29 protein-coding genes and 1 tRNA gene are annotated in these 25,602 nt (G+C 67.0%); 12 read left to right on the plus strand and 18 right to left on the minus strand.

What is annotated here, in order from left to right; genetic code table 11:
* The first annotated feature begins 37 nt into the window (after nucleotides 1-37).
* From Y900_RS19790 to Y900_RS19805, 4 genes are read left to right on the plus strand one after another with little or no spacing between them, the layout of a single operon-like run.
* Nucleotides 38-811: a cyclic nucleotide-degrading phosphodiesterase gene (locus Y900_RS19790; RefSeq protein ID WP_036347304.1), complete on the plus strand. Its 774-nt coding sequence runs from the start codon at nucleotides 38-40 to the stop codon at nucleotides 809-811.
* Nucleotides 812-830: 19 nt separating this feature from the next.
* Complete coding sequence (gene rph / locus Y900_RS19795) at nucleotides 831-1,610, plus strand: ribonuclease PH (protein WP_036344027.1); 780 nt, start codon at nucleotides 831-833, stop codon at nucleotides 1,608-1,610.
* 1 nt (nucleotide 1,611) lies between these two features.
* On the plus strand, nucleotides 1,612-2,223 hold the full coding sequence (rdgB, locus tag Y900_RS19800; protein ID WP_036347307.1) for an RdgB/HAM1 family non-canonical purine NTP pyrophosphatase: 612 nt from the start codon (nucleotides 1,612-1,614) through the stop codon (nucleotides 2,221-2,223).
* Between the two features lie 48 nt (nucleotides 2,224-2,271).
* On the plus strand, nucleotides 2,272-3,729 hold the full coding sequence (locus Y900_RS19805) for an MFS transporter (protein WP_036344029.1): 1,458 nt from the start codon (nucleotides 2,272-2,274) through the stop codon (nucleotides 3,727-3,729).
* On the opposite strand, the gene Y900_RS19810 is transcribed toward Y900_RS19805, so the two are convergent.
* Nucleotides 3,719-4,078, minus strand: a complete 360-nt coding sequence (locus Y900_RS19810; RefSeq protein WP_036344031.1) for a DUF3817 domain-containing protein — start codon at nucleotides 4,076-4,078, stop codon at nucleotides 3,719-3,721. The two genes, Y900_RS19805 and Y900_RS19810, sit on opposite strands and share 11 nt — an antisense overlap.
* Nucleotides 4,075-4,470, minus strand: a complete 396-nt coding sequence (locus Y900_RS19815; protein ID WP_036344032.1) for a hypothetical protein — start codon at nucleotides 4,468-4,470, stop codon at nucleotides 4,075-4,077. The genes Y900_RS19810 and Y900_RS19815 overlap by 4 nt, the downstream gene beginning before the upstream one ends.
* A 95-nt stretch (nucleotides 4,471-4,565) precedes the next feature.
* Between Y900_RS19815 and Y900_RS19820 the strand changes: the two genes are divergently transcribed.
* Together Y900_RS19820 and Y900_RS32795 are read left to right on the plus strand one after the other, a co-directional pair.
* Nucleotides 4,566-4,649: transfer RNA gene (locus Y900_RS19820), tRNA-Leu, on the plus strand.
* 243 nt (nucleotides 4,650-4,892) lie between these two features.
* The gene (locus Y900_RS32795; protein WP_168214817.1) at nucleotides 4,893-5,057 is read left to right on the plus strand and encodes a hypothetical protein; all 165 of its coding nucleotides are present in this window, start codon (nucleotides 4,893-4,895) and stop codon (nucleotides 5,055-5,057) included.
* A 95-nt stretch (nucleotides 5,058-5,152) separates the two neighbouring features.
* Here Y900_RS32795 and Y900_RS19825 read toward each other — a convergent pair whose 3' ends face one another.
* From Y900_RS19825 to Y900_RS19865, 9 genes are all read right to left on the minus strand, one after another.
* On the minus strand, nucleotides 5,153-7,021 hold the full coding sequence (locus Y900_RS19825) for a CocE/NonD family hydrolase (RefSeq protein ID WP_036344033.1): 1,869 nt from the start codon (nucleotides 7,019-7,021) through the stop codon (nucleotides 5,153-5,155).
* Between the two features lie 50 nt (nucleotides 7,022-7,071).
* Nucleotides 7,072-9,444 (minus strand): lysylphosphatidylglycerol synthase transmembrane domain-containing protein, encoded by a 2,373-nt coding sequence (locus tag Y900_RS19830; protein WP_036344034.1) that lies wholly within the window; start codon nucleotides 9,442-9,444, stop codon nucleotides 7,072-7,074.
* A gap of 106 nt (nucleotides 9,445-9,550) precedes the next feature.
* Nucleotides 9,551-10,096: a chromate transporter gene (locus Y900_RS19835; RefSeq protein WP_036344035.1), complete on the minus strand. Its 546-nt coding sequence runs from the start codon at nucleotides 10,094-10,096 to the stop codon at nucleotides 9,551-9,553.
* On the minus strand, nucleotides 10,093-10,668 hold the full coding sequence (locus Y900_RS19840) for a chromate transporter (protein ID WP_036344037.1): 576 nt from the start codon (nucleotides 10,666-10,668) through the stop codon (nucleotides 10,093-10,095). The genes Y900_RS19835 and Y900_RS19840 overlap by 4 nt, the downstream gene beginning before the upstream one ends.
* Complete coding sequence (locus tag Y900_RS19845) at nucleotides 10,661-11,650, minus strand: phospholipase D-like domain-containing protein (protein WP_036344039.1); 990 nt, start codon at nucleotides 11,648-11,650, stop codon at nucleotides 10,661-10,663. The genes Y900_RS19840 and Y900_RS19845 overlap by 8 nt, the downstream gene beginning before the upstream one ends.
* A 91-nt stretch (nucleotides 11,651-11,741) precedes the next feature.
* Nucleotides 11,742-12,326 carry a hypothetical protein gene (locus Y900_RS19850; RefSeq protein WP_051660164.1) on the minus strand — a complete coding sequence of 195 codons (585 nt, stop codon included), beginning with the start codon at nucleotides 12,324-12,326 and terminating at the stop codon, nucleotides 11,742-11,744.
* Between the two features lie 85 nt (nucleotides 12,327-12,411).
* A complete protein-coding gene (locus Y900_RS19855) occupies nucleotides 12,412-13,050 on the minus strand; it encodes a hypothetical protein (RefSeq protein WP_051660165.1) in 639 nt (212 codons plus the stop codon).
* A gap of 14 nt (nucleotides 13,051-13,064) precedes the next feature.
* On the minus strand, nucleotides 13,065-13,751 hold the full coding sequence (locus Y900_RS19860; protein ID WP_036344041.1) for an MspA family porin: 687 nt from the start codon (nucleotides 13,749-13,751) through the stop codon (nucleotides 13,065-13,067).
* Between the two features lie 210 nt (nucleotides 13,752-13,961).
* A complete protein-coding gene (locus Y900_RS19865; protein WP_036347316.1) occupies nucleotides 13,962-14,660 on the minus strand; it encodes an MspA family porin in 699 nt (232 codons plus the stop codon).
* 386 nt (nucleotides 14,661-15,046) lie between these two features.
* Between Y900_RS19865 and Y900_RS19870 the strand changes: the two genes are divergently transcribed.
* Nucleotides 15,047-15,613, plus strand: a complete 567-nt coding sequence (locus tag Y900_RS19870; RefSeq protein WP_051660166.1) for an Rv2240c family protein — start codon at nucleotides 15,047-15,049, stop codon at nucleotides 15,611-15,613.
* 72 nt (nucleotides 15,614-15,685) lie between these two features.
* Here the strand turns inward: Y900_RS19870 and Y900_RS32455 are convergent, their stop codons facing one another.
* Both Y900_RS32455 and Y900_RS19880 read right to left on the minus strand, forming a co-directional pair.
* Nucleotides 15,686-17,146, minus strand: coding sequence for a hypothetical protein (locus tag Y900_RS32455; RefSeq protein WP_051660167.1), 1,461 nt, complete (start codon nucleotides 17,144-17,146; stop codon nucleotides 15,686-15,688).
* Between the two features lie 198 nt (nucleotides 17,147-17,344).
* On the minus strand, nucleotides 17,345-17,863 hold the full coding sequence (locus Y900_RS19880; RefSeq protein WP_036344042.1) for a hypothetical protein: 519 nt from the start codon (nucleotides 17,861-17,863) through the stop codon (nucleotides 17,345-17,347).
* A 78-nt stretch (nucleotides 17,864-17,941) separates the two neighbouring features.
* Here Y900_RS19880 and Y900_RS19885 point away from each other — a divergent pair, with 78 nt between their 5' ends.
* A complete protein-coding gene (locus Y900_RS19885) occupies nucleotides 17,942-18,205 on the plus strand; it encodes a hypothetical protein (RefSeq protein WP_131536231.1) in 264 nt (87 codons plus the stop codon).
* On the opposite strand, the gene Y900_RS19890 is transcribed toward Y900_RS19885, so the two are convergent.
* From Y900_RS19890 to Y900_RS19900, 3 genes are all read right to left on the minus strand, one after another.
* A complete protein-coding gene (locus Y900_RS19890; RefSeq protein WP_036344046.1) occupies nucleotides 18,202-18,984 on the minus strand; it encodes an SDR family oxidoreductase in 783 nt (260 codons plus the stop codon). The genes Y900_RS19885 and Y900_RS19890 overlap by 4 nt on opposite strands.
* 1 nt (nucleotide 18,985) lies before the next feature.
* Nucleotides 18,986-19,246 (minus strand): hypothetical protein, encoded by a 261-nt coding sequence (locus Y900_RS19895; RefSeq protein ID WP_036344048.1) that lies wholly within the window; start codon nucleotides 19,244-19,246, stop codon nucleotides 18,986-18,988.
* A gap of 64 nt (nucleotides 19,247-19,310) precedes the next feature.
* Complete coding sequence (locus tag Y900_RS19900) at nucleotides 19,311-20,795, minus strand: aldehyde dehydrogenase family protein (protein ID WP_036344049.1); 1,485 nt, start codon at nucleotides 20,793-20,795, stop codon at nucleotides 19,311-19,313.
* A 74-nt stretch (nucleotides 20,796-20,869) separates the two neighbouring features.
* Between Y900_RS19900 and Y900_RS19905 the strand changes: the two genes are divergently transcribed.
* Entirely contained in the window at nucleotides 20,870-21,163 is a 294-nt protein-coding gene (locus Y900_RS19905; RefSeq protein WP_036344050.1) for a DUF1330 domain-containing protein, read from the plus strand.
* 1 nt (nucleotide 21,164) lies between these two features.
* Here Y900_RS19905 and Y900_RS19910 read toward each other — a convergent pair whose 3' ends face one another.
* Nucleotides 21,165-21,830, minus strand: coding sequence for a 3-oxoacid CoA-transferase subunit B (locus Y900_RS19910; protein WP_036344051.1), 666 nt, complete (start codon nucleotides 21,828-21,830; stop codon nucleotides 21,165-21,167).
* Nucleotides 21,830-22,591, minus strand: a complete 762-nt coding sequence (locus Y900_RS19915; RefSeq protein ID WP_036344052.1) for a CoA transferase subunit A — start codon at nucleotides 22,589-22,591, stop codon at nucleotides 21,830-21,832. Before Y900_RS19915 ends, Y900_RS19910 begins: the two co-directional genes overlap by 1 nt.
* 177 nt (nucleotides 22,592-22,768) lie before the next feature.
* On the opposite strand from Y900_RS19915, the gene Y900_RS19920 reads away from it, so the two are divergent.
* The 3 genes from Y900_RS19920 (at nucleotide 22,769) to Y900_RS19930 (ending at nucleotide 25,599) form a co-directional block, all read left to right on the plus strand.
* Nucleotides 22,769-23,527: an IclR family transcriptional regulator gene (locus Y900_RS19920; protein ID WP_036344053.1), complete on the plus strand. Its 759-nt coding sequence runs from the start codon at nucleotides 22,769-22,771 to the stop codon at nucleotides 23,525-23,527.
* 96 nt (nucleotides 23,528-23,623) lie between these two features.
* On the plus strand, nucleotides 23,624-25,201 hold the full coding sequence (locus Y900_RS19925; RefSeq protein WP_036344054.1) for a methylmalonyl-CoA mutase family protein: 1,578 nt from the start codon (nucleotides 23,624-23,626) through the stop codon (nucleotides 25,199-25,201).
* On the plus strand, nucleotides 25,201-25,599 hold the full coding sequence (locus Y900_RS19930; protein ID WP_036344056.1) for a cobalamin B12-binding domain-containing protein: 399 nt from the start codon (nucleotides 25,201-25,203) through the stop codon (nucleotides 25,597-25,599). The genes Y900_RS19925 and Y900_RS19930 overlap by 1 nt, the downstream gene beginning before the upstream one ends.
* Nucleotides 25,600-25,602: the final 3 nt, after the last annotated feature.

The following is a 25,602-nucleotide window of genomic DNA, read 5'->3' on the forward strand; positions in this document are numbered from 1 at the left end:
ATGTTTTCCTCGTGTGGCAACCGGGCATGGCAAGCTGGTGGCTGTGCGAATCACCGTCCTCGGTTGCTCCGGCAGTGTTGTCGGGCCTGATTCGCCGGCGTCCGGCTACCTGCTGACGGCACCGGACACACCGCCGCTCGTCCTCGATTTCGGTGGCGGAGTGCTCGGCGCGCTGCAGCGCTACGCCGACCCCAACGAGGTGCACGTTCTGCTGTCGCACCTGCACGCCGACCACTGCCTGGATCTGCCCGGCTTGTTCGTATGGCGTCGCTACCACCCGAGCCCGGCCCGGGGCCGCGGCATCATGTACGGGCCGAGTGACACCTGGACGCGGCTGGCGGCGGCGTCGTCGCCGCTCGGGGGCGAGCTCGACGACTTCTCCGACATCTTCGACATCCGCCACTGGCAGGACAACCAGCCCGTGCAATTCGGCGCCCTGACCGTGGTGCCGCGGCTGGTGACCCATCCGACGGAGTCGTTCGGTATGCGCATCACCGACCCGTCCGGCGCTACCCTGGTCTACAGCGGCGACACCGGCGTGTGCGAGTCACTAGTCGAATTGGCAAGGGGTGCAGACGTTTTTCTGTGCGAGGCATCGTGGACCCACGCACCGGAGCGGCCGCCGCATCTTCATCTGTCAGGCACCGAGGCCGGCCGGATGGCTAAGCGTGCCGGCGTCGGCGAACTGCTGCTGACCCACATCCCGCCGTGGACGTCACGGGAGGACGTGATCTCCGAGGCCAAGGCCGAGTTCGACGGTCCGGTGCACGCCGTGGTGTGCGGGGAGGCCATTGACGTTCGTCGGCACTGACGCCGATAGGGTCTTTCTCGTGTCCCGACGACAAGACGGCAGGCTTGACGACGAGCTGCGCCCGGTCACGATCACCCGTGGCTTCACGTCCCATCCGGCCGGCTCGGTGCTCGTCGCCTTTGGCGAGACCCGGGTCATGTGCACGGCCAGCGTCACCGACGGGGTGCCGCGCTGGCGCAAGGGCTCCGGACTGGGCTGGCTGACCGCCGAGTACGCGATGTTGCCCGGGGCCACGCACACCCGGTCCGATCGCGAATCGGTGAAGGGCCGCGTGGGCGGACGCACCCAGGAGATCAGTCGCCTGGTCGGACGCTCGCTGCGGGCGTGCATCGATCTGGCCGCGCTCGGCGAGAACACCATCGCGATCGACTGCGATGTGTTGCAAGCCGACGGCGGAACCCGCACCGCCGCGATCACCGGCGCCTACGTTGCGCTCTCCGATGCCGTCACGTACCTGGCGGCGGCAGGCAAACTGTCCGACCCACGCCCGCTGTCGTGTGCCATCGCGGCGGTCAGCGTCGGGGTGGTCGACGGCCGCGTTCGCGTCGACCTTCCCTACGAGGAGGACTCGCGCGCCGAGGTCGACATGAACATCGTCGCCACCGACACCGGAACACTTGTCGAGGTCCAGGGGACCGGGGAAGGTGCGACGTTCCCGCGTTCGACGCTCGACAAGATGCTCGATGCCGCCCTCGGTGCCTGCGAAACCTTGTTCGCCGTGCAGCGTGAAGCCTTGGCCCTGCCGTATCCCGGTGTGCTGCCCGAAGGTGGGCCGTCGAAGAAGGCTTTCGGGAGCTGAACTGAACCGCGTACTCGTCGCCAGCCGCAACGCCAAGAAGCTGGCCGAACTGCGCCGGGTGCTCGACGCCGCCGGGCTGGTCGGGCTGACCCTGGTCTCACTCGACGATGTGCCGCCCTTCGACGAGGCGCCCGAAACCGGCGCCACCTTCGAGGAGAATGCCCTGGCCAAGGCCCGCGACGGCTACACGGCGACCGGGCTGCCCACCGTCGCCGACGACTCGGGGCTGACGGTCGCCGCACTCAACGGGATGCCGGGGGTGCTCTCGGCACGCTGGGCCGGAACGCACGGCGAGGACGCCGCGAACAACGCGTTGCTACTGGCCCAGTTGCGCGACGTGCCCGACGAGCGGCGTTCGGCGGCGTTCGTGTCAGCGTGCGCACTGGTCTACGGTCCCGGGGCCGCCGACAGCGCAGTGGTGCGCGGCGAGTGGAACGGGGCGATCGCCCGGGAGCCGCGCGGTGCGGCCGGCTTCGGCTACGACCCGCTGTTCATTCCCGAGGGGGAGAGCCGCAGCGCTGCCGAGCTCAGCCCGGCGGAGAAGGACGCGGCGTCGCATCGCGGCCGGGCGCTGGCGTTGCTGATCCCGGCACTGAGTGCGCTGCTCAGCTGAGTGGAACGAGATTTTCCTAGCGCATCTAACCTGTGTCATGATGCTCGGGTGGGTCGTCACTCGGTCCGGGCGGCGCACCCCGGTGTTCTGATCGCCGTCTTGGCGGCGGCCGGCATCAGCGTGTCGTTGACGCAGACGCTGATGATCCCGCTCATTCCCGAGCTCCCAATGCTGTTGCACACCAACCCGTCCAACGCGTCGTGGACGATCACCGTCACCCTGCTGACCGCGGCGGTGGCGACGCCGGTGTTCGGGCGCCTCGGCGACATGCACGGCCCCAAGCCGATGTTGATGATCTGCGCGGGTGCGATGGCCGTCGGCTCTCTGCTGGCCGCGCTCACCAGCTCCCTGGTGCCGTTCATCATCGGACGTGGGCTGCAGGGGCTGGCCTTGCCGATCATTCCGCTGGCCATCAGTGTGCTGCGCTCGGCCCTGCCCGCCGAGCGAGTCGGCCCGGCGATGGGACTGATCAGTTCGTCGCTGGGTGTCGGCGGCGCGATGGGCCTTCCGCTGTCGGCGGTGATCGCCCAGAAAGCCGACTGGCACACATTGTTCTGGGGCGCAGGCGTTCTCGGCATCCTGGCGATGCTGCTGTTCGCCTTCCTGGTGCCCGATGTCCCGGCCAGCTCGGCCGACCGGTTCGACCCGCTGGGGACCCTGCTGTTGGCGGTGGGGTTGGTTTCCCTGCTTCTGCCGATCTCCAAAGGCTCGACGTGGGGCTGGACGAGCTCGACTACGCTGTCGCTGTTCGGGCTCTCCGTCGCGGTGTTCGCGATCTTCGCCCGCTGGCAGTTCCGGACCGCGTCGCCGATCGTGGATCTTCGCACCACACTGCGGCGGCCGGTGCTGACCACCAACATCGCCGCGGTCCTGGTGTGTTTCTCGATGTTCGCGCTGTCGCTGGTCGGTCCGCAGGTGCTCGAGATGCCGACCGGAACGGGATTCGGGCTCGGGCAGTCGATGTTGCAGGCCGGTCTGTGGATGGCCCCCGGCGGGCTGGCAATGATGTTCGCCGCCCCACTTGCCGCACGTACCGCAGGCCGCCGCAGTCCCAAGTTCACGTTGGTCTGCGGTTCGGCGATCATCGCGGCTGCCTACCTGGGCGCGCTGTGGCTACTCGGCAGTCCCGCGGCGGTGATGGTGGTCAACGTCGTCGTGAGCTTCGGTGTGGGGTTCGCGTACTCGTCGCTGCCCGCGCTCATCAACGCCGCGGTGCCGGTGTCCGAGACAGCCGCCGCCAACGGAATCAACGCGCTCGCCCGATCTTTGGGCACCTCGGTGTCCAGCGCCGTGATCGGTGTCGTGCTCGCGACGATGACTATCACCTATGCCGGGCACGTCGTCCCGTCGCTGCACGGCGTGCGAACGGCGCTGCTGATCGCTGCCGGTGTCGCCGCGCTCGCAGCTGTTGTCGCACTGACGATCCCGACTCGGGTAGACACCGCCGTCGCCGAGTGGTCGGCGGACGAACTCGAGCTGTCCGACGACCCGCTGATCAAAGGTTGAAGCGGGTCTTCAGCTCTCGGGTCTGCACCTGCTCGACGATGATGCCGAGCAGCGGGATCGTGCCGGCCAGCAGCACGCCGATGGTCTTGGCGATCGGCCAGCGCACCTTCACCGCGAGGTTCGCCGTGAAGAGCAGGTAGACGAAATAGACCCAGCCGTGCACCACGCCGATCCACGTGGGCGGGTTGTCGACCTTCACGACGTAGCGCAGCACGATCTCGTAGCACAGCGCGATCAGCCAGATGCCGGTCGTCCAGGCCAGGACGCGGTATCCGAGAAGGGCTTTGCGGATCGTCTCGTTCGGGACGCCCGTGGGGATGTGGGCTTCGGGCGACTCGGGTGCGGTCATGCGGTGGTCCTGTTCTGATCGTCGGGGGCCTTGTCGGCGGCGGCCAGCTCGGCCAGGTAGGCGTTGTATTCGCGCATCGCAGGGTCGGAATCATCGGACGCTGCGCCGGCCGTGGGCCGTTCGGGAAGCAGTCCGGCCGGGATCTCGGTGACGGAGCCGGAGTCCGTCGGCGCCTCGGGCACGCCTTCTTCTTCGTAGCGGATGAACTTGCGGTAGGCGTACACGCAGAACCCGGCGAACATCGGCCACTGCAGGGCATAGCCCAGGTTCTGGAAGGTGCCCGACGTCGACTCGAATCTGCTCCACTGCCACCAGCCCAGGGCCAGGCAGCCGCACGCGGCGATGATCACCAAAAGGATCAGCGCGAACCTGCGGCGGCGGGTCGTGGACACACCACGACGGTACCCTGCCAGCGGTTATGGGTTCGCTGGTGAGTGGCGCTCGGCTGGAAATGGCCGCGGTCCGGTGACGTAGAATCGTCCACATTGCGGGCGTGGCGGAATTGGTAGACGCCATGGCTTTAGGTGCCATTGTTCGAAAGAGCGTGTGGGTTCGAGTCCCTCCGCCCGCACAACCAGCCTTCGTGGCGCGCGTCACAACGCCTAAGGTCTCGAACGGATCTCACGCCGGTCACAAAGCTAATCTGCTAGCTGGACTAACTTTTGAACTCTAAGCTCGGTCTCAGGTACTTGATGACGAACGGAGCTACGGTGATCGCGTTGGGCAAAGTCGGAGATGTCGTTTTCTTCGCGGCGGCGACACCGCGGCTCTGCCTGACAACCGAAAAGAAAATGGCACCGAGAGTGGAGTACCGGTGAGCGATCCCATGATGACGTCTGTCGATCTGATCCGTTATGCGATCGCCGACCAGGTTCGCGAACTTGGCGGAGACACCGACAAGATCGATCAGATCGCGATGTCTGCCGCCTACGCTATTTTCATCGGCATGGCCGCCGACGCCTCGCGCCAATCCCGCTGATCTGAGGTTCAGCCACTGAGGTGGCTGACCAGGTCGCCACGTTCTTTTCCGCCGGCCGCTGATGGCCACCATTTTCGCTCCTCTGATCCGTGCCCTCATCCGATCGGGAAGCGGTCTGACCCTGCATCACCGCCCGGGATCACCGGGATGACGACAGCCGACGGATGGGCGGCGTCGTGCCAGATGGTCTGCGTTGCCTGCTGCGTCGCGGCGCTCTGCCCGAACGGCTCACCGGTGTTCGGATTCGGTGCGAACTGCGGATAGTCGCTGCTGGAGATTTCCACCCGGATCCGGTCGCCGGCACCGAACTCATAGCTCGTGGGCCAGATCGCGATGTGGTACTCGTAGGGCTGGTTCGCCACACCGGGGCGCGGGTCGGACAACGAGTCGCGGAACGCCGTCCGCACGATCCCGTTGTTGAGGTTGATGGCATCGCCGTCCGGCTTGACCACGATCAGCTTTGCGGTGAAGTCGGTGTCGACGGCCGACGACGACGCCCACAGGTCGACCGTCACCGGTCCGGTCACCTCGGTGTCGGCGGACAACGGATCGCTGCTGTAGACCAACACATCAGAGCGCTGTTCGACCGGTATCTGGTCGTAAGGCCCCTGCGGCCCTGACCGCGCACCGCAACAGGAATGGCCGCCGACGCTGGGAGCCGGATCAGTCGGATCGTAGACGTAGTGGTCCGGTGTCTGACCGACGGCAGTTGCTGCCGTGGTCAATGTGCCGGTGCGCGAATCCATCTGGCCGTCGCCGGACAGGAAGTAGCGGGCCCACTGGGTCTGGGGCAGCGGCCAACTCGGCGCCGACTTCCATCGGTTGGCGCCCATCAGGAAGTAGTCGACCCGCGGGGTGCCGCCGGAGGTCCCGTTGACGCCGTTGTTCATACCCTTGAGGAAGTGGTCGTACCACTGCAGCATCAGCTCGTTGATCGGAGTAGCGCCGGCGGGCCCGATGTCCTTGAGTAGCGGCGCCGGTTCCGAACCTGGTCGGCCCCAGTCCAGATGGTCCCAGGGGCCGATGACGAGCCGTTGGTTCGCCCGGGCTTCGGGCGTGGCCGCCGACTTCACCATTCCGGTGAAGTTCTCCACGCCGCCGGCGAGGAATGCGTCGTACCAGCCCTCGACGTCGAGAACCGGCACCCGAACCGACGGATAGCGATCGCGGATGCTCCACTGTCGCCAGTAGTCATCCCGGGTCGAATGCGCGATCCAGTCGAAATACCACGGCGCCACAGCAGGATTCGCGGGCTGCAGCGGCGGCAGGGCGCGGTACGGCAGGAAGTTCAGCCACCGGGTCGAGTCCGCCGCAGCAGCCTTCAGGGCGGCGGCAGTCGAGTCGTCGTGCCGGTTCTCGGCCGCGGTGGTGGCCAAACCGAGCGCCCAGGGCTGCACGAACGCCAGCCGGAACTCGCCACCCTCGTACATCCAGCCGTCGTAATAGTCCGAGGCGGTGTTCGCCGGAACGATGGTGACCAGGTGTGGGGGCGACTCCGTGGCGGCCAGCCATTGGGTCGCGCCGACATACGACGAGCCGTACATGCCCACTTTGCCGTTCGACCCCGGCAGCGCGGCCGCCCACTCCACCGAGTCGTAGCCGTCGTCGCGATCATGACTGAACTCGCTGAAGGTGCCGCCGGAGGTGCCCTGTCCCCGAACATCTTGGATGACAACGAGATAGCAGTGCGACGCGAACCAGTCGGGTGTCTGGTAACGCGACGGCTGGACCTGGGCGCCGGACTTCCCGTACTGGGTGCGCATCAGGATCACCGGAACCGGGTCGGAACTGTCCGGCCGGTACACGTCGGCGCGCAGTACGGTTCCGTCGCGCATCCGGGCCGGCACGTCGGTCTGCTTGCTCACCGCGCACGGGCCGCGGCCGGTCGAGGGCGGCCACGCCGAGTCGGTGACGCGTCGGCTCGACCCGCCGCACGCCGACAACACCATGGCCAGCGCCACCATCACCGCGAGGGCACGCGTCGTTCGCACGTCTCCACGCTACGCAGGTGCGCTCAGATCATCTCTCTCGCGGTGAGCCACCGCATGATGGGCCAGCCAGCGAACACCGGCAGCCAGCACGTCAGAACGCGGTAGAGCAAGACAGCGGGCACGCCGACTGCGGCGGGTACGCCGAACGCGGCAAGTCCACCGATGAGGGCGGCCTCCACCGCGCCGACACCTCCGGGGGTGGGCGCGGCCGATGCCAGCGTGCCGCCGACCATGGTGACGATGGTGACGGTGACGAACGTGGTGTCACCGCCGAACGCCGAGATGCTGGCCCACAGCACCAGCGCCATCCCCAAAGTGGTTGTGGCGCAACCGAGTACGATGATGGCCAATCGCTTGGGTTCGCGCATCAAATCCAGCAGCTCACGGCCGACCTCTTGGAGCCGCGGTCGCAGCGCCGTGCCGAGCCACCGGCGTGCCTTGGGCACCAACAGGAATGTGCCCACGAAGCCGAGCGTGACACCGCCGATCAGGTACAGCAACGTGGTGCTCGGCACGAAATGGGAGAGGTCGGCGGTCGCGCCGGCTGCGACGCTGAACAGAATCAGCAGGGTCACATGGGTGATCACCTGCACCGCCTGCTGAAGGGCTACCGCGGCGGTGGCGCGCAGCGCACCCAGCCCACCCTTCTGCAAGAAACGAGTGCTCAGCGCCAGCCCGCCGACACCAGCCGGGGTGGTGGTGGCGGCGAAGGTGTTGGCGAACTGCATGATGACGAGGTTCCGGAAGCTGACGAGCCCGGATGCGCAGGCCCACAGTGCCGCTGCCGCACCGACATACGTCAGCGCGGAGACGGCCAGCCCGAGCAGGGCCCACCACCAGTTGGCATTGCGCAGTTCGCTGAAGAACGTGGGAACCGTGCTGATGAACGGGTAGGCGACGTAGACCAGTGCGACCAGCAGGACCAGCTGGATGACCTGCTTGCGGGTGAACCGGGTGATGGTCTCGGTCTTGATCTCGTCAGCGCCGGTCTGCCGTTTGACTTCGTCGCGCGCGGCGGCCATGACGGCCTTGGGATCGTTGACGGACTTGCGAATTCGGGCCGGGACCGCAGCCCGGGTCAGGCGTCGCGATGCGGTGAGAACGGTTTCCTTGCCCAGGGTGTGGACGGCTGCGCGCACGGCGGCTTCGGGACTGAACCGGTCGGATGTCGTCACCAGCAGTGCCGCGATGTCGGACTGGAGTTGCTCATCGGTTGCGCCGTACTCGGAATTGCCGAATCCGCCGAACAACACCTTCCCGGAGTCGACTGTCATCTCCTTGAAACGCAAGTCTCCGTGCGCGATCTGGTGGCGGTGCAGCACTCCGAGCGAACCCCATACCGATGTGACCAGGGCCTCGTCAGAGGCCGACCCGATCGGGGAGCCGAGCGGCGGGGTGTGCGCGAACAGCGTCCACCCGCGTTCGAGCGCCGCGACCACCATGGTGGTGGTGTTGGACACCCCGAGGTCGCCGACCGCGATCGTCATCAGCGCGCGGTGTTCGACCGCGCGGCGCATTGAGGCCTGCAACGGCGCGGTCTCGGAGTCACGCAGAATGAGCCAGCGCCAGAATTGGCGCAGGGCGCCACCACTGCGCTGGTTGGGCCCATACATTTCCAGGACCACCCGCGACCCGGCGTCGTCAACCCCCGCCAACTCCAACGGCCCTGACCCGGCCGGCCGGACCACCGTCAGGGACGTCACCAGAAACCCGCGGCGGGCCAGCGCGCGCACGGTTCCGTCCAGGGGGACTTCGAGTGCCGGGGTGCCGACCACCCACACCGTCAGGGCGCCGACGAACCAGCCGACCGAGAGTCCGAGCAGCGAGCGGGCCGGCACCACCGCGCTGACCACCAGGTGGATCGGCACGAATGCCAGCAGCAGCGTCCACCACCATCGCCGCCAGCGGCCCGGCAGCCACGGTCCGGACACGGTCAGGACCGCGGCCAGCATTGCGATCCAGCGCGGATCGTCGAGGAACTGCGACAAGGTGGTCGACAGTCGCTCGGAAAGGTCGAAATGCCAGCGAGGCGCGGCGATCCCGTTGCCGGTGATCGACAGTGAGATCACGGCGAGGAATCCGGCGGCCACGTACGCCGCGAACAACTTCCACTGCCGCGCGCCGATCAGCCCGATCAGGATCACGAACGGCAACGCCAGGATCGCGACGCCGTAGGCCAGATACACCAGGTTGGACTGGGTCGGGGTGAGCACACCCACGATCATCGAGACGGATTTCTCGAGTCCGACCCAGTCGTTGCGGGTGATCAGCGAGCTGGTGATCACGATCACCAGGACAACGGTCGCCAGCGAGAGTCGCACGATGTCGTTGGTCCGGCGGGTCAGCGGCAGCAGCACGTCGCCGGAGATGGCAACATCGCGTCCGTCAACTCGCACCGCTGCAACCTATCCCGACTTCCACCGGGGAGGTCTCATTGACCGACGGCCGGGCGACGATGCGCGCCGGAACCGGGTGCGGAGAAGCCGGGCAACTCGGCGGCCGTCAGACGAAGCCGACGTAGCCCAACAGTGCCGCGGCGCCCACCACGATCAGCGGATTGGTCTTGGTCCGCACGAAGATGAGGGTGGCGATTCCGGTGATCAGGTACGCCCGCCAGTCATGGTCGGCGGCTCTGCTCATGACCAGCGAGCTGGCCAGGATCAACCCCACCGTCAGCGGAGCGAAGCCCTTCTCGACGGCGTAGCGCAGCTTGGACTTCTGGGCCTTCTGCCACGACAGGGTGATCACGTACATCAGGCCCGCAGCGGGGACCACCATCGCGATGGTGGCCAGCACGCCGCCGAGGATGCCGCCGGCCACGCCGAAGGTGCCGAGGCCGGCCGCGTAGCCGACCAGTGCCACGATCAGGATGCTCGGGCCCGGCGCGGCCTGCGAGATCGAGAAGATGTCGGCGAACTGAGAGTTGGTCAGCCAGTGGTGCCCGGTCACCGCCTGCAGGTGCATGTCGGGCAGCACCGTGTTGCCACCGCCGATCGACAGCAGCGACAACGAGCCGAACATGCCGATCAGCGCCAGGAAGGTCTTCATGCGTCGACCGGTTCCGGCTTCTTGCGGGGCCAGGCCCAGATCAGGCTGAGCGGCGCCAGGATCGCCAACGTCAGCAGCAGGGGCCAGCGCAGCACCCCGTTGAGGACGAAGCTGGCCAAGAAGAAGGCAACCGGCATCAGGCCTTTGAGGCATTTCTGACCGGTCTGGATGACCATCGTCAGGGTCAGCGCGACGGCGGCCGCCGAGGCGCCGTGCAGCGCACCTTTGATCGCGGGCACTTCCTTGAACGTGAAGTAGACGAAGCCGAGCGTCAGCACGATCGCGACGGGCATCAGGCAGAGCCCGATCACGGCGGCGGCGGCGCCGGCCAGACCCTTCATCTTGGTTCCGACGAACACCGCCAGGTTCACCTGATTGGCGCCGGGTACGATCCGGCACATCGTCATGGCGCTGAGGAACTCCTCCTCACCCAGCCACTGCTTCTCGACGACGATGACCTCGCGCGACCAGGCACCAAGGCCGCCGCCGAACGACGCCAGCGCGATGTGGTTGAACGTCCGCGCGACCTCGAAGAGTGAGGCCTTCTCCCGGGTCGCACCGAAATCACTCATGGACCAGGTCGTGGTCGTGTGGAAACTCGTCCTCGATGGGACGGTTCTTCTCGAGCGGGTCGGGTGGCTCGTAGTGGCTGGAGATCTGCCAGTCGCTTTTGAAGACCTCTTTGAGCCGAGCCACCACGTCCGGGTCATCGGTGGTCACACCGAGTTCGCGGCGAAGGTCGAAGGCGCTGCGATCGATGTTCATCGACCCGACCAGAACTTCTCTGCCGTCGATGATCAACAGTTTGGCGTGCACCCTCAGGTTCTTCTGCTTGCGCACCTCGACACCGAACCGGCGCAGCGTGCGCAGCGAGGCGAACGTGTCGAGGATGTCCCATTCGCTGATGCCGTGCTTGCCCCCGCACAGGACCCTCACCCTGACGCCGCGGTGGGCGGCCGCCGCGATGTGGTCGAGGATCACGGCGTCCACGTACTTCGGGTGCTGGATGTACAGCTTGCGCTCAGCGGAGTCGATGAACCGGGCCATGTGGTATCGGGAATTGGAGTTACTCCACAGCAGTCCTTCGTACCTGGGCGGCGTGAAGTCTCGATGTTCCCAGTCGGCGTTGAAGACCTCGACGATCTGTGCGATGTGCAGCGGATCATGGGTGATGATGCCGTAGTCACGGGTGAGCGTGAAGTACTTGATCATGAGGTTGTAGGTCGCGACCATTGCCGCGCTCTCGTCGACGACGATTGACTTCTCGTGCGTGACATAGAATTTCGGGCTGGACCATTGGACGTCGATGCCGGCGCTCTTGAACGCCTCGTAGCTCTCGTCGTTGGCCCGGTCGCCACCCGAGCGCTGGGGGTTGAGCATGATCCGCACGTCGACCCCGGCCTTTTTCCGGTCGATGGCAGCCTCGATCAGGCTGGGCTCGGTGAAGGTGAATTGCTTTATCAGAAGCGACTTTTGCGCGCTCATGATGAATTCGCGGACCGGTTCCACGCCGTCGTCTGGCTCGACGATCACGCGCGGGGCGTTAGCAGGCATAGGTTTCGGATGCTAGCACCAGAACTGCCCCGGTACTTTGCCGTTGGGTGAATGTCGGGGGCGCGTCGCGCTCGGTCGGCACCGTCGTGGCTCAGGGTGCCGGTGCTGGAACAGCAGGATCTGCCAGCGCAAAGCCGAGCCCGGGCGGCACGTTGACTTCCGCGCCGGGCGCGGTGCCGGGCAGCGGCTCGCCAAGTTGCTCGTAGGGGACCTGGCCGAGCAGTGCGCCGTCCAACGCCCCGGCGGAATACATCGCGTGCAATCGGCGCAGGAAAGCAAGTCGGCCGGTTCCGGGCTGCTCGGCGGACGGGCCGATGCCGATGTCGGGCTCGCCCTGCCCCGGCGCGGCGGGAGCGACGTTCTGCGGAAGCAGGTATTGGTTGTTCAGGGCGTGCAGATCCGGAGGTGCTGCGGCACTCGACGCACCGGGTGCCGACGGAACCGGGTTCTGCCCCAGCAGAAGCCCCGGTGCGTACGCCGACAGATCGGGCAGCCCCAGTGGCCCGGCCGCGGGCTCGCCGCTCTGGGCGAGAACGCTGCCCACTGACGCGTTCGGCGGCGCCGGTGCGGGCACCGGCGGATCAGCGGGTGCGGGCTCGGCCGCGGCCGTCGGCGAACCGACGAGGATGGCACAGGCCGCGGCGGCAAGCGCCAACGTCCGGTTGCCTGTGCTCATCCCGCTGTTCCTCCCGGCCTCGATCCTCGTCACACCGTAGTCGGCATCGGCCGCAACGACGCCGCGAACGAGGTCGAGGACGCGATCAGGGGATCGGGGCCGGCGGAGGTAGCAGTGCCGGGTCCGCCGGCGCGGGCGGAGCCGCCGGGGCTGCAGGGTCTCCGGGCGGCGGAGGCGCCGCCGGATCGGGCAGGAACTGTTCAGGCCCGGCCGGGATGTTGGTGCCCGGTGGCGGAGCCGTTCCCGGCAGCGGCTGCCCGAGCTGGTCGGCGGGCATGCGTCCAAGTGCCCCGTGGAGGAAGGCGTGCACGCCCTTCCACTGATTGACCCGGGCGAAGGGGCCGTCCGCACCCGGTCCCAGCTGATACGGGGACTGCTGGTCCGGGGTGGGCATGCTGTTGTTCTGCGCCATCAACAACTGCGCGCCGTTGAGGATGTCGGTACTCGGCGGCGCCGCGGGTGCGGTCCCCGCCAGCGCCGGAGTGGGGGTTTGGCCGAGCAACAACTGGTTGCCTGCCGGGCCGCCGAGGATGCCCGCGAATCCGTTGACCGAATCCGAGATGGTCCCCGGCGACGGGATGAATCCTTGCGGAGCGGGCGGTGGCGGCGGGGCCGCGGGGTCGACCGGCAACGGTTCGTCGGCGGCGGCGGTCGCCACGGGTGCGACCGCCGCTCCGACAGCGAGCGCGGCTATGACCACGCCCTTGACGAACATGCTGTGCATCTGGCGAACCGCTGTCAGAAGACTTTGGTGACGCCGTAGTAGGCGACGATGTCGTCGGCATCGGTGCCCGAGCTGGTCAGCACCGCGTACGAGCGGAGTGACGATGCGCCGACGCAGTTGTCGATCTTGATGTGAATGTCCTTCAGCGTCACTCGAGATGAGGTGCCCTTGAAGGACTTCTTGTCGACGACGACGTTGGTGATGGTGCCTGGCCGGGGATCGACCTCGATCTGTCCCTGGACCGGGAAGCTGACGGAGCCGGGCAGCGAAAGTCCGCCGGTGCCGAGGCTGGCGTTGCCGAGGCTGGCGCCGACCGAGCCGATCAGTTTGACCTTGTCCATTTCGACGCTGCAGCCGACCTGGTAGCCGGCCTCGAGTGTGCCGCCCGACACCGACCCGGTGGTGGTGCCGGTGAACGTGCCACCGACAATCCAGTCGCGCGAGGACAGCGACGTGGTCAGCGGTGCCACTGGCAGCTGCGTCTCGTCTTTGGCGACCACCGTGAGCGTGCGGCCGTCGGGTGTCTTGGCGATGCCGGGAACCTCAGAGGCGACGGCACCGTTGTCCGGTGGTGGGGGAGGAGCACCTGCGTCAGCGACGGGCGGCGCCGCCGGATCGGCCGGGTCGGCCAACGCGAGCGGGGTCGCTCCCATCGGGATCAGCATGCAAACTGCAGCCGCGGTGGCAAAGCGATGCAACATATCCTGTCGGCGCCTTCCGTCTGTCACTGGTGAATTTCTGTGGGAAATCATGGATTTTTCGGGTGTCCAGTCGGTGAACGGGGCGTCAACACTCAGCGCCCCGGATTCGTCCACTGGGCGTTCTCGCGGGTAGTGCCAGGTAATGCATTTCGGCTGCCCACCACCGCGTCGTGACGGGCAGCCGAGTGCGAGAACGACAATGTGAAGTTGTTAAACGGCTTTCGTGACGCCGAGGTAGGTGACCACGTCGTCGGTGTTGTCGGTCGAGCTGGTCAACGTGGCGTAGGAGCGGATGAAGGACTGCCCTGCGCAACCGTCGATCTTGATACGGAAGCCGGTGATGGAGATTCGCGGCGCGGTGCCCTTGAACGACTTCTTGCCCACCGGAACGATGTTCACGACACCGGGCTTGAGGTCGATCTTCATCTGGTAGGACGCCGACAGGCCGAGGGTGACGGGCAACAGCGAGCCGTTCACGATCGGAATGCCGACCCCTGGGGTGATGCCGCCGGTGGCGATCGACTCGATGTCGTCCTGGATGATGCCGCAGCCGATCTGGTAGCCGGCCTCCAGGGTGCCGCCGGCAAGCTTGGTGCTGCCGCCGCCGGTGACCGATCCGGTGAAGGTGCCGTCGACCAGGTACTCGCGGGACCACGGTGAATTGGTCAGGGAGGAAACCGGTTCCATGGACTCGTCCTTGCCCGACACGTTAAGCACCCAGCCGTCGGGCGTCTTGAGAACTCCGGGCGCAGCGGAGGGCACCGGTCCCGCGGGCCCGCCGGGCGCGGGGGCTGCGTTGGCAACAGGTGCCACGTTGGGATCGGCCGGCGGGTCGGCCAGCGCCAGCGGCGCCGCCCCGATGGGAGCCAGCAGGCAGACTCCAGCCAATGCGGCAAAGCGTTTCAACATGTCGTGTTGGCGCCTCTCGTAGTTGATAACCACTGTGTCGTTCGGAGGAATCATTGAGTTGGCGGGTGACTGGATGGTTAACGCCGCCCCAACAACTCCCGCCCGATTACCGTCTACCGAGCGTCATTTCGAGCCGCCGATCGCTGAAGAGCTGCGATACGGTCTCAAGGTGGTTCCAACTCGGTGCGTCGCGGGTGATAGATACACCCGATGGATCCTTCGGCGGCCCCGGCTGTTGGCCATCCGTTAACCATCCCGACAGGTATCACGTCGATCATCGCTGTCGTCCTGACCCTACGGAACCCTGACGCCACGGATTCCGGGTTGGGCTGGTTTGGAACTTCCAGCCGGACGGTTCGGGGGAGCCCACGATCCAGGAGGAAGCAATGAGATCACCGCAATACGGCCGCATTCTGACTGCCACAGTGCTGGTGTCGGCCTCGGCTCTGCTGTGCGCACCGGCTGCGCTCGCCGATCCTGACGCGCAGACCGACCAGCCGGCACCCGCGCCCGGGGCCGTCGCGGCGGTTGTCGCCGCCCCGCCACTGGATGCACCGCCGGATGCGGCTCCCTCCAGTGCGGTACCCGACGCCTGCAAGCAGTTCGGAATGGCCCTGGACCATGCGTCGTCGTATTACGAAGACTTTGCCTACGACTCGGCCGGCGGCGGGAACAGCGTCAACTACGACGATCCGAACGTTGCCAACGCAAATCTCTACGGCCGTACCGCATTGCGTGAGTCCGCCGCTGCCGCCATGTCGGCAGCGTCAGCGCCCGGTCTGCCCAATGAAATCGCGGCCCCCATGCGGTCGTGGTCGTTGCGGGCCACAAAGCTGTTGATAATCATGGGGATTCGTGGCGGCGGTGACTCGCTGAACTCAACGGCAAATGACATGAACACCGACGCCAACAATGTGCAGACGGCGTGTGCGATGAACGGCGCGCGCGCCTGACCCGAAAGCCAACGCACTGAGTCGAAATCGGCCCCCTCCTCTCGGAGGGGGCCGATTTCTGATCGTGACGGGTTATCCGCCTGCGCCGCCGCTGCCACCCTTTCCGCCGGTCGGGCCGAGGCCGCCGGAGCCGAGGTGGCCGCTTGCGCCGGAGTTGGCGCCGCCCTTTCCGCCGTTGCCGCCGTTGCCGCCCTTACCGCCGGCGATCACGCTGCTACCGCCGGTGGCCCCGGTGCCGCCTGCGCCGCCGGTACCCGTGGTCGCTCCGTTACCGCCGTTGCCGCCGGCACCGCCGGAGCCACCGCTGAAGCCGCCGAAGCCGCCGAGGCCGCCGTTGGCGCCCTTGCCGCCGGTTGCGCCGCCGCCGCCCTTGCCGCCGGCACCGCCTGCGCCACCGTTGTTACCGGCCACACCGCCCTTGCCGCCGGTGCCGCCGGTGCCGCCGGCGCCCGTCGTGCTGGTGCCGCCATCGCCGCCGGTCGCACCCGCGCCACCGTTGCCGGCCACGCCGCCTGCGCCACCGCTACCACCGGTGCCGCCGTTACCGGCCGCGCCGGTCCCACCTGCGCCACCCGCACCGCCGGTGCCGCCTGCGCCACCGTTGCCCGACCCGAGGCCACCGGTGCCGCCGGTGCCGCCGGTGCCGCCGTTGCCGCCGGTCGCGGTGCCGGCACCGCCTGCGCCGCCGGTGCCGCCTGCGCCGCCCGTCGCGGAGCCGTAGAAGCCGCCCTTGCCACCGTTACCGCCGGCGCCGCCGTCGGTTCCGGTCGCGCCGCCGCCGTAGCCCGCGCCACCCGCGCCGCCCGCACCCGCGGAGCCGCTGCCGAGGACAGGCATGCTCGCGGCGTCGCCGCCGTTACCGCCGTTGCCGCCGGCCACACCGGCGGTCGTGCTGGCGCCACCGGCGCCACCGGAGCCACCGCTGCCGGCGAACGGTCCGGCGTTGCCGCCGTTGCCGCCCGCACCGCCGGCGATGCCCTTGCCGCCATTGCCCCCGCCGCCGCCGAACAGCGCGCCGCTGGAGGAGCTTCCGGCGATCAGGCCGCCGTTGCCGCCGTTGCCGCCGTTGCCGCCGTTGATGCTGGCGCTGGTGGCGTCGCCGCCGTTGCCGCCGTTGCCGTACAGCCCGGCGCTGCCGCCGTTTCCGCCGTTGTAGCCATTGCCACCGTTGCCCATCAGCAGGCCGCCGCGGCCACCGTTGCAGGAGGCGCTGGCGCACTGTGCGTCGGCGGCGCTGTAGCTGTAGCCGTTACCGATGAGCAGGCCGCCGTTCGGGTGCGCGGCGGTACCATTGCCGATGAACTCGGCGACGAAATTGCTGGCGTTGGCCGTGACAGCAGCTGTCGCAGCGGTCGCCTTGGAGTTGCTGCCGGCAAGGCTGTCACCGAAAAGCAGCAAATCCGATTCGGTCGAGGTCAGCTTGTACGCCGGCGACGCCACCGTCGTGGCGGCATCGGTGGTGGCGAACAAGACGGCCGCACCCACCATCGCCGCACCGGCGACGCCCGTGGTGACGAAGGCTGGCGCAGCCACCCGGAGCGATTTCTTGCGGTGTTTGGACAAGGTCGAATTCCCTTCGAAGAAGACGTTCAGTCCGGCAAATGCGCCGAGTGGTCCCTGACAAAGAAATCCAAGGAGACAACCCTTACCTCGGACTGGACCCCACTTGGCGCGCTGCCGAACTTCGTGCAAACGCCAGCTGAACTCAACCTGTAAAAGCCGTCGTAATGGCTATTTGCAGAGTTCGGCGATCTTGCTGTTCGTCTTCTCCGCGTTGCTCAGCCGCTCGGCCTGCTTCGGGTCGGTGTTGGGCACACCGGCTAACGCGTTCATCGAAATATCCTGCAAGCCGGTCGCGAAGCCGCGAATCGCGTCGGCCAGATCGCCCGGTGTGGCCGGGCTCAGGTGGGCGAGAAGGTAGGTCGCGCCGCCCGCCATGGCCAGCCGTGCGTTGGCGGCCACCCCCTGGACTTCGGCCCCCGGGTCGGCGTGGGTCTGCAACGAGACCGCTGCGCTGACGGTGCGGTAGGCGTCGCAGGCGTTGGTCTTCGGGTCACCGGTCTGCGGCGCGGCGGCCGGCGCGGGAGTCGACGGAGTGGGCCGGAACAAGGCCCATCCGGCAAGGCCCACCGCGATCAGCGAGATCACCACCGCGACGGGCGCGAGCCAGCTGACGGAGGATCGGGATGGGCGGGTGGGGCGGTGCGATGTCGTCGTCGTGGCGTCTACATCGTCGGTCGGCTCCGGCATGCCCACGATCCTAATCACGTGCCGTGGCAAAGCCGTAAAAGCGTATTCTGGCTGCGGAAAGGCCTTGGGGGTATGTCGATGACGTTGCGCTGGCGGCGACGGTTCGGGTGTCTGGTGGCCGGCGCCGGTGTGGTGGCCGGTGTTGTCACCGGACTGCCTGCAGCGGTGGCGCAGGCCTGCCCGGCCGGGCACGTCAATAACGAGTACACCGGCCAGTGTTATCTCGAGGGCAGTGCGCCCACCATCAACGGCGTGCCGTGTGTGGCGAGCAATCTTGGTCTTTGCCAATCATTTCGGCAAAATCAGCAGCCGCCGAAGAAGCCGTACACCGCAATCGGCTAACTACGGGTCAACGTCTTCGTCATCAACCGCTGCATCCAGTTCGGCGACACCTGCGACAGTGCGGCCAGCACGGTGGTCTGGCGGCCCACCGGATAGTGCACCTTGGCCAGTCGCCCGCGGCGGTGCGTGGCCGAGTAGACCGCGGCGGCCACATCCTCGGGCTGCAGGTTGACGCCCAGCGACTTGGTGCTGCCGGTCTCGACGCCGTCGGTCATCGCGGTCTTGACGAACAGCGGCCACATCGCCAGCACCCGGATTCCGTATCGGCGCCATTCGAGTTCCAGCGCCTCGGTCAGCGCACGCAGCGCGAATTTGGTTGCCGAGTAGGTGGCGAGCTCGGGCTGGCCGTACAGCGCGGAGGCCGAACACATGTTGACCACCTGGGCGCCCGGAGCGTCGCGCAGGTACGGGAATGCGGCATGCAACCCGGTCAGCGCACCGGTGAAGTTGATGTCCACCGTCTGCCGGTGAACGCCGAGCGGAACATCGGCGAACAGGCCTGTGGTCAGAACCCCGGCATTGTTCACCAGGATATCGAGTTTTCCAGTGCTGCCGGTGAATTCACGCAGTCGAGCCGACCATTGATCGGCGTTCGTGACGTCGAGCTCGCCGATCGCGACGTCACCTCCGAGCGCGACGATCTCGTCGCGCAGCCCGGTGAGCCCGTCGAGGTCGATGTCGTATGCACCCACCCGGTAGCCGTTTCGGGCGAAGGTCAGAGCGGTCGCCCGCCCGATACCGGCGGCGGCTCCGGTGATGAAGACGCCGGGTGCACTCATGTCATACGACTTTCAGGTGCCGGACGTGTACCTCGGGTTCCGAGGCGATGCGGTCGTTGGCTGCGGCCATCGCGGTGTCGACGCGAACGGCTGCGGTTTGGCAGGCCGCGGTGGCCTTGCGGCCCAGCCCCCCCACATCGTCGGCGGCGTTGCGCAGATACGCCGTCAGCGTGACCCGCAGCCGGTCGCCGACCAGGGCCAGACGATTGCGGAACCGGTCGTCGACCGTCACGGTGACGTAGGGCAGTTCGAGCTTGATCATGAGCGCCTCCAGAGCCGTTCTTGTCGAATGTAGACGACATCGGTGGCGAGTCGGGCCCGTGCGGTCAGGGCCGCACGCCGATCGTCTTGGAGTTCAGGTACTCCCGGTAGCCCTCGTCGCCGTTGCGGTGGCCGAGCCCGCTCTGCTTGGTGCCGCCGAACGGGCTGGTGATCCCGAAGAACGAATGACCGTTGGTGGTGACGCTGCCGGTGCGCAGCCGCAGGGCGATGTTCAACGCTCGGCCGTCGTCGGCGCTGGTGACGTCGCCGGACAATCCGTAGATGGTGTTGTTGGAGATCTCGACGGCCTCGTCGTCGGTGTCGTACGGGGTCACCGTGATCACCGGCCCGAAGATCTCGGTCTGCGCGATCTCGGAGGCAGGGTCGACGTCGGCGAGCAACGTCGGCTGCACGTAGTAGCCGGTCGGCAGGTTCTCCGGGATACCGCCACCGGTGATCAGCCTGGCGCCGTCGGCGATCCCGGATTGGATCAGGCCCAGCGTCTTCTGCCGCTGCATGGCGCTGATCTGCGGGCCCTGCATGATGCCCGGCGTCCACGGGTCACCGACCGGGAACTGCTCCATCATGGTCTTGAGGATCTCAAGACCTTCGTCATAGCGGCTGCGCGGCAATAGGACTCGGCTGCTCAAGATGCAGCTCTGACCGGACATCACGCAGGCGAACATCGCCGCCATCGGCAGGCAGGCGGTGAAGTCCGCGTCGTCGCAGACGATGTGAGTCGACTTGCCGCCGAGTTCCAGCAGGGTCTTCTTGACCGTCGAGGCGCCGGCGGCCAAGATCGCCCGCCCGGTGGCGGTGGACCCGGTGAATGTGATCATGTCCACCCGCGGATCGGCTGACAAGGCCGCGCCCACCTCGTTGGCGTTGGAGGTGACGACATTGAACACCCCGGCGGGGATGTCGGTTTTCTCGGCGATGATGCGGCCGAGCTCGGTGCCTGACCACGGCGTCAGCTGCGCGGGTTTGAGGACCACGGTGTTGCCGGCCATCAGCGCCGGGACGGTTTCGGCGATGTTCAGGTAGAACGGCACGTTCCACGGGGTGATCGCGCCGACGACGCCGACCGCGTCGTACTGGATCTTGCGCCGCGCCGGGCCGAGCTGGGTCTCGTGGATGCCGGTGTCGACCAGATAGTCGAAATTGCGGCCGTGGTCGGCCCAGTGCTTCACCTCGGCGATCGGGCTCTCGATCTGAGAGCCGCTGACCGATACCGGACAGCCGACTTCGGTGATCACGATGCGCCGCAACCGTTCCTGTTCTTGGGTGAGCGCTTCGTGTAGCTGGTTGACGCAGTGGTAGCGGAAGTCCAGATCCCGTGACCAATCGCTCTCGTCGAAGGCTCGGCGAGCGGCGGCGGTCGCCCGCTCGACGTCGGTGACGGTGCCGTCGGTGGCCTGCCCGACCACCTGCTCGGAGGCCGGATGCTCGACGTCGAACAAGGCTCCGGAGTCGGTGTACCGAAGCTCGCCGTCGATGAGCATCCGTGGCTCGCCGGCCAGCACGCCCGTGTCAGCGTCGACATTGGTCATTGCATTTACCCCTCGTGGCGTGGAAATCTGTCACCCGAAATACGAGAACCTGATTCTCACACGAGAGGAACGCCATGGCTATGGCTTCTAAGGGATACGTCATCTTGACCGAGGAAATCCATGACCCGGAGGGGATGAAGGCCTACGGAAAGGCCGCGGGCGCCGCGATGGGCGGGGTCAAGGTGCTCGCCGTCGATGCCAAACCGCAAGTGCTCGAGGGCAATTGGCACGGACACCAGACCGTTGTGCTGGAGTTCGAGTCGGTCGAAGCCGCGCAGTCCTGGTACGACTCGGACGCCTACCGCGCCGCGCGCGAGCTGCGGCACGCCGCCGCGACCACCAACGCGGTGATCCTGTCGGGCTTCTGACCTAGCCCGACAGCTCGACTCTCAGCTCGGGTTCCGTCGCGGCGACGATGTCGTCGGTGCTCACCCCGGGTGCCAGCTCACGCAGCACCAACGTGCCGTCGCCGACAACGTCGATCACGCCGAGATTGGTGATGATCCGGTCGACGACTCCCACACCGGTCAGCGGCAGCGAGCACTGTGTGACGATCTTGGGGTTGCCCGCGCGGTCGGTGTGCTCCATCAGCACGATGACGCGGGCCGCGCCGTGCACGAGGTCCATTGCCCCGCCCATGCCCTTGACCATCTTGCCCGGCACCATCCAGTTGGCGAGGTCCCCGGTCCGGGACACCTCCATGCCACCCAGAACCGCGGTGTCGATGTGACCGCCGCGAATCATGCCGAACGACAACGCCGAATCGAAGAACGCCGCCCCGGGGAGCACGGTCACCGTCTCCTTGCCGGCGTTGATCAGATCGGCGTCGACCGCGTCGTCGGTGGGGTAGGGGCCGGTGCCCAGGATGCCGTTCTCGGAGTGCAGGGTCACTCGCACTTCGGGCCGCAGATAGTTGGGGATCAGAGTGGGCAGCCCGATGCCGAGGTTGACGTATTCGCCGTCGACCATCTCCGCGGCCGCCCGTGCGGCCATCTGGTCGCGGGTCCATCCCGTCGCTGTCGTTGCGTCAGTCATCAGTTCGCTTCCTCCGCGCGGACGGTTCTCTTCTCGATGCGCTTGTCCTGCGCCCCGGTGTGCACGATCCGGTTGATGAACACGCCAGGCAGATGCACGGTCGCCGGGTCGATCTCGCCCGGCTCGACGAGCTCCTCGACCTGCGCGATGGCGATACGCCCGGCCATCGCGCACAGCGGGTTGAAGTTCATCGCCGACCGGTTGAACACCAGGTTCCCTTCGGTGTCACCGCGTTTGGCGTGCACCAGCGCGAAATCCGCGTTGATCGACTCTTCCAGCACATAGCGCTTGTCGCCGAACACGCGAGTCTCCTTGGCCGGCGAGGCGATTGCTACCGAACCATCCGGTGCGTAGCGCCACGGCAACCCGCCGTCGGACACCGCGCTGCCGACGCCTGCGGGGGTGTAGAACGCGGGTATGCCGGCCCCGCCGGCGCGCAACCGTTCGGCCAAGGTGCCCTGCGGGGTCAGCTCCACTTCGAGTTCACCGGCCAGGTATTGCCGGGCGAACTCCTTGTTCTCGCCGACGTAGGATGCGGTAATCCGGCGAATACGCCTGTCGGACAACAGGATTCCCAGGCCATAGTCGTCGACCCCGCAGTTGTTGGAGAACACCTCGAGGTCGCTCACGCCCGCGTCGAGCAGCGCCTGAATCAGTCGGTCGGGAGTCCCGCAGAGGCCGAAACCGCCGACGGCCAGGGCGGCGCCGCTGGGGATGTCGGCTACCGCGCTGGCTGCCGACTCGTACACCTTCGAAGTCATCGTCCCTTCCCAAAGCCAGTCGGCGTCCACTGAGTAAACGCGCATGCGTGCCGGGTTCCCACTCAACAAGTACCGTCTTGAGCAGTCAACCCTGTGACGCAAACCCCCGTGAAGATGTCCGCAGTGCGGTAATCGATCGATCAGGTGTCCGTTCAATGAACGCTAAGATCATCGTCCGTGACCGACAAACCCAATGTGGTGGCGCGTGTCGCCGCGTTGTTGGGTGCGGTCGGGGCCGCGGAACCCGCCGGTGCATCGACGACGGAGGTCGGCAGGGTCGCTGCGCTTGCCCGCCCGACGGCGCATCGATTGCTCAGTTCGCTGGCCGAGGTCGGGCTGATCGACCGGGACGCCAAGACGGGGCGATGGCTGCTGGGGCCGGAGATGTATCTGCTCGGCGCCGTTGCCGCCAACCGCTACGACGTCACAGACAAGGCTCGTGAGGTGGTCGCCCGGCTGGCCGCCGAGACCGGTGAGAGCGCCTTCTTCTCCGCCCGGCGCGGTGACGAGACGGTCTGCCTGCTGAGCGTCGAGGGAAGTTTCCCGCTGCGGTCCCACGTCCTGCGCGAGGGCATCAGGTTTCCCCTTGGGGTGGCCTCGGCGGGGCTGGCGATCCTGAGCCACCTGCCCGCCGACGAGGTCGACGATTACTTCTCGCGGGCGCTGCCTGCGGCCCACTGGGGTGACGAGCACACCGAGGAGTCGATCCGGCAGAGGATCGAGGCAACCCGTCTCACGGGATACGCGGTCAACCCGGCATTGATCGTGGAGGGCAGTTGGGGAATCGCGGCGGCGGTATTCGACCAGAACGGCCGGCCGGCGTGGGCGCTGAGCCTCACCGGGGTGGAAACCCGCTTCAAGCCCGACCGGCGCCAGGAACTCGGCACGCTACTGCTCGAGCAGGCGCACGTGCTTTCCGGGCGGCTCAGCTCGTAGAGCTGTAAGCCTCACCAGCACTTTCGGCCGATTGTGCACACGACTTGCCCAAAGCGGTATTGGCATTCTCATAAACTGCAAGTACGGTATCCACCGATGGACCACCTATCCCACACGTCGTCGGGGATCCCACTGGAGCCGGTGTACGGACCGGCCGACCGCAGTGGCGATCCTCCCGCGCCGGGCGCGTTTCCGTTCACCCGGGGCAACTTCTCCAGCGGCTACCGCGGACGGTTGTGGACCTTCCGCCAGTATTCCGGCTTCGGCACCGCCGAGGAGTCGAACGAGCGCTATCGCTACCTGCTCGAGCAGGGCGGTACCGGACTGTCGGTCGCGCTGGACCTGCCGACCCAATGTGGCTACGACTCCGACGATCCGGAGTACGGGGAGGAGGTCGGCCGGGTCGGCGTCGCGGTCGACACCCTCGCCGATGCCGAGATCCTGTTCGACGGGATCCCGTTGGACGCCATCAGCACCAGCTTCACCATCAACGGGACGGCCGCGATCCTGCTGGCGTTCTATGTCGCCGCCGCGGAGAAGAAGGGTGTGCCGCGCGAAAAGCTCACCGGCACCATCCAGAACGACATTCTCAAGGAGTACGCCTCTCGCGGCACGTGGATCTGGCCACCGGAGCCATCGCTGCGCCTGATCGCCGACACCATCGAGTTCTGCGCGGCCGAGGTGCCGCGGTTCAACGCGATCTCGGTCGCCGGGGCGCACTTCCGCGACGCGGGCGCCAACGCCGTGCAGGAGATGGCGTTCACCCTCGCCGACGGTGTCACCTACTGCGACACCGTCGTCGAGCGCGGCCGGATGACCATCGACCAGTTCGCACCGCAGATCTCCTTCTTCTTCTACACCCACGGCGACTTCTTCGAGGAGATCGCCAAATACCGTGCCGGACGGCGTCGTTGGGCGACAATCGTGCGGGAGCGGTGGGGAGCCAAGACCGACAAGGCCGCGATGTTCCGGTTCGGCTGCGTGTCCGGCGGTGCGTCGTTGTACGCCCCGCAGGCGCAGAACAACCTGGTTCGGGTGGCCTACGAGGCGTTGGCCTCGGTGCTCGGCGGCGTGCAGTCGATGTTCACCGCCGCCTGGGACGAGCCGTTCGCGTTGCCCAGCGAGGAGTCCGCGACGCTGGCGCTGCGCACCCAGCAGATCCTGGCCTACGAGACGGGGGTGGCCCGGGTGGCCGACCCGCTCGGTGGCTCCTACTTCGTCGAAGCGCTCACCGATGCCACCGAGGAGCGCATCATCGAGATCATGTCCGATCTCGAAAAGCACGGCGGCATGGTGCAATCCATCGAGGACGGCTACCTGCAGGGGCTGATCGCCGACGAGGCCTACAAGATCCATCAGGACGTGGAATCGGGCGTCCGGCCGGTGGTCGGGGTGAACAAGTTCGTCGTCGACGAGCCCGCCCCGGACCTGGCCACCTACGAACTCGACGCCGAGGGCCGCGACAAGCAGCTGCGGCGCCTGGCGAAGGTGAAAGCTGAACGTAGTGAACTCGCCGTGAAAGAAGCTTTGGCAGCCCTTTCCAGAGCGGCGGAAGGTGACGACAATCTGATGCACAAGCTGATCGACTGCGCCAATGCGTACTGCACCGTGGGCGAGATGGTCTCCACGCTGAAGTCGGTGTGGGGCGAATTCCAGCAACCGGTGGTTTTCTGATGAGCGCTCGCATTCTCGTTGCCAAGCCCGGCCTGGACGGCCACGACCGCGGGGCCAAGATCGTGGCTCGCGCTTTGCGTGACGCGGGCTTCGAGGTGATCTATACCGGGATCCGTCAGCGCATCGAGGACATCGTGTCGATCGCACTGCAGGAAGATGTCGCGGTGGTGGGGCTTTCCATCCTGTCGGGTGCGCATCTGGCGTTGACCAAGCGGACCGTAGACGCGCTGCGCGAAGCCGACGCCGGCGACATCGCGGTGATCGTCGGCGGCACGATTCCGCAGAGCGACGTGTCCAAGCTGCTGGAAGTCGGTGCCGCGGCAGTCTTCCCGACCGGAACATCGCTGGACACCCTGGTGACCGACGTCCGCGCTCTGACCGCAGAACAGGTGGGGTGAGTA

The organism is Mycolicibacterium aromaticivorans JS19b1 = JCM 16368, from assembly GCF_000559085.1.
Taxonomy (GTDB): domain Bacteria; phylum Actinomycetota; class Actinomycetes; order Mycobacteriales; family Mycobacteriaceae; genus Mycobacterium; species Mycobacterium aromaticivorans.

Excerpts from the sequence above, each read along its gene's own strand:
- Y900_RS19810 (WP_036344031.1), bottom strand. The coding sequence starts at position 4,078 with ATGACCGCACCCGAGTCGCCCGAAGCCCACATCCCCACGGGCGTCCCG.
- Y900_RS19825 (WP_036344033.1), bottom strand. The coding sequence starts at position 7,021 with ATGGTGGCGCTGGCCATGGTGTTGTCGGCGTGCGGCGGGTCGAGCCGA.
- Y900_RS19835 (WP_036344035.1), bottom strand. The coding sequence starts at position 10,096 with ATGAAGACCTTCCTGGCGCTGATCGGCATGTTCGGCTCGTTGTCGCTG.
- Y900_RS19840 (WP_036344037.1), bottom strand. The coding sequence starts at position 10,668 with ATGAGTGATTTCGGTGCGACCCGGGAGAAGGCCTCACTCTTCGAGGTC.
- Y900_RS19845 (WP_036344039.1), bottom strand. The coding sequence starts at position 11,650 with ATGCCTGCTAACGCCCCGCGCGTGATCGTCGAGCCAGACGACGGCGTG.
- Y900_RS19850 (WP_051660164.1), bottom strand. The coding sequence starts at position 12,326 with ATGAGCACAGGCAACCGGACGTTGGCGCTTGCCGCCGCGGCCTGTGCC.
- Y900_RS19855 (WP_051660165.1), bottom strand. The coding sequence starts at position 13,050 with ATGCACAGCATGTTCGTCAAGGGCGTGGTCATAGCCGCGCTCGCTGTC.
- Y900_RS19860 (WP_036344041.1), bottom strand. The coding sequence starts at position 13,751 with ATGTTGCATCGCTTTGCCACCGCGGCTGCAGTTTGCATGCTGATCCCG.
- Y900_RS19865 (WP_036347316.1), bottom strand. The coding sequence starts at position 14,660 with ATGTTGAAACGCTTTGCCGCATTGGCTGGAGTCTGCCTGCTGGCTCCC.
- Y900_RS19870 (WP_051660166.1), top strand. The coding sequence starts at position 15,047 with ATGAGATCACCGCAATACGGCCGCATTCTGACTGCCACAGTGCTGGTG.
- Y900_RS19880 (WP_036344042.1), bottom strand. The coding sequence starts at position 17,863 with ATGCCGGAGCCGACCGACGATGTAGACGCCACGACGACGACATCGCAC.
- Y900_RS19885 (WP_131536231.1), top strand. The coding sequence starts at position 17,942 with ATGACGTTGCGCTGGCGGCGACGGTTCGGGTGTCTGGTGGCCGGCGCC.
- Y900_RS19890 (WP_036344046.1), bottom strand. The coding sequence starts at position 18,984 with ATGAGTGCACCCGGCGTCTTCATCACCGGAGCCGCCGCCGGTATCGGG.
- Y900_RS19895 (WP_036344048.1), bottom strand. The coding sequence starts at position 19,246 with ATGATCAAGCTCGAACTGCCCTACGTCACCGTGACGGTCGACGACCGG.
- Y900_RS19900 (WP_036344049.1), bottom strand. The coding sequence starts at position 20,795 with ATGACCAATGTCGACGCTGACACGGGCGTGCTGGCCGGCGAGCCACGG.
- Y900_RS19905 (WP_036344050.1), top strand. The coding sequence starts at position 20,870 with ATGGCTATGGCTTCTAAGGGATACGTCATCTTGACCGAGGAAATCCAT.
- Y900_RS19910 (WP_036344051.1), bottom strand. The coding sequence starts at position 21,830 with ATGACTGACGCAACGACAGCGACGGGATGGACCCGCGACCAGATGGCC.
- Y900_RS19915 (WP_036344052.1), bottom strand. The coding sequence starts at position 22,591 with ATGACTTCGAAGGTGTACGAGTCGGCAGCCAGCGCGGTAGCCGACATC.
- Y900_RS19925 (WP_036344054.1), top strand. The coding sequence starts at position 23,624 with ATGGACCACCTATCCCACACGTCGTCGGGGATCCCACTGGAGCCGGTG.
- Y900_RS19930 (WP_036344056.1), top strand. The coding sequence starts at position 25,201 with ATGAGCGCTCGCATTCTCGTTGCCAAGCCCGGCCTGGACGGCCACGAC.